This window comes from Rhizobium sp. RAF56, from assembly GCF_052113965.1.
Classification (GTDB): domain Bacteria; phylum Pseudomonadota; class Alphaproteobacteria; order Rhizobiales; family Rhizobiaceae; genus Rhizobium.
The window spans coordinates 1-978 of sequence record NZ_JBFRDU010000115.1 but is presented as its reverse complement, the minus strand read 5'-3'; the positions used below and the strand labels follow the sequence as shown (position 1 = coordinate 978).

Sequence of the window (978 nt, the reverse complement as noted above, 5' to 3'; positions counted from 1 at the left end):
AGATTACTCGATGATCGAGGCGACGATGCCGGCGCCGACGGTGCGGCCGCCTTCGCGGATAGCGAAGCGCAGCTTTTCTTCCATCGCGATCGGCACGATCAGCTCGACGTCAACCGTGACGTTGTCGCCAGGCATGACCATTTCCGTGCCTTCCGGCAGCGTCACGATGCCAGTCACGTCCGTCGTACGGAAGTAGAACTGCGGACGGTAGTTCGTGAAGAACGGCGTATGACGGCCGCCTTCTTCCTTCGTCAGGATGTAGGCTTCAGCCTTGAACTTCTTGTGCGGCTTGACCGTACCCGGCTTGCACAGAACCTGACCACGCTCGATGCCGTCGCGGTTGACGCCGCGCAGCAGCGCGCCGATGTTGTCGCCGGCCTGGCCCTGGTCGAGCAGCTTGCGGAACATTTCAACGCCCGTGCAGGTCGTCTTCGTCGTCGCGCGGATGCCGACGATTTCMAGTTCTTCGCCAACCTTGACGATACCGCGCTCGACGCGGCCCGTGGCAACCGTGCCGCGGCCCGAGATCGAGAACACGTCTTCGACCGGCATCAGGAACGGCAGGTCGATCGGACGCTCAGGCGTCGGAATGTAGGCATCGACAGCGGCCATCAGTTCGCGAACRGCGTCTTCGCCGATCGTCTTGTTCGAATCTTCAAGGGCKGCCAGCGCCGAGCCCTTGACGACCGGGATGTCGTCGCCCGGGAAGTCGTAGGACGACAGCAGTTCGCGCACTTCAAGCTCGACGAGCTCGAGAAGCTCGGCGTCGTCAACCTGGTCAACCTTGTTCAGGAACACAACGATCGCGGGAACSCCGACCTGACGGGCGAGCAGGATGTGCTCGCGGGTCTGCGGCATCGGGCCGTCGGCGGCCGAGCAAACCAGGATCGCGCCGTCCATCTGCGCCGCACCGGTGATCATGTTCTTGACGTAGTCGGCGTGGCCGGGGCAGTCAACGTGAGCGTAGTGGCGGGCAGC

General features: G+C 63.4%; 1 protein-coding gene. It reads right to left on the bottom strand.

Translation table 11 applies throughout. The features are described from left to right. Window positions 1–3 precede the first annotated feature (3 nt). The coding region (tuf, locus tag AB4048_RS28815) for an elongation factor Tu (RefSeq protein WP_442205353.1) at window positions 4–978 on the bottom strand (975 nt) is incomplete at its 5' end.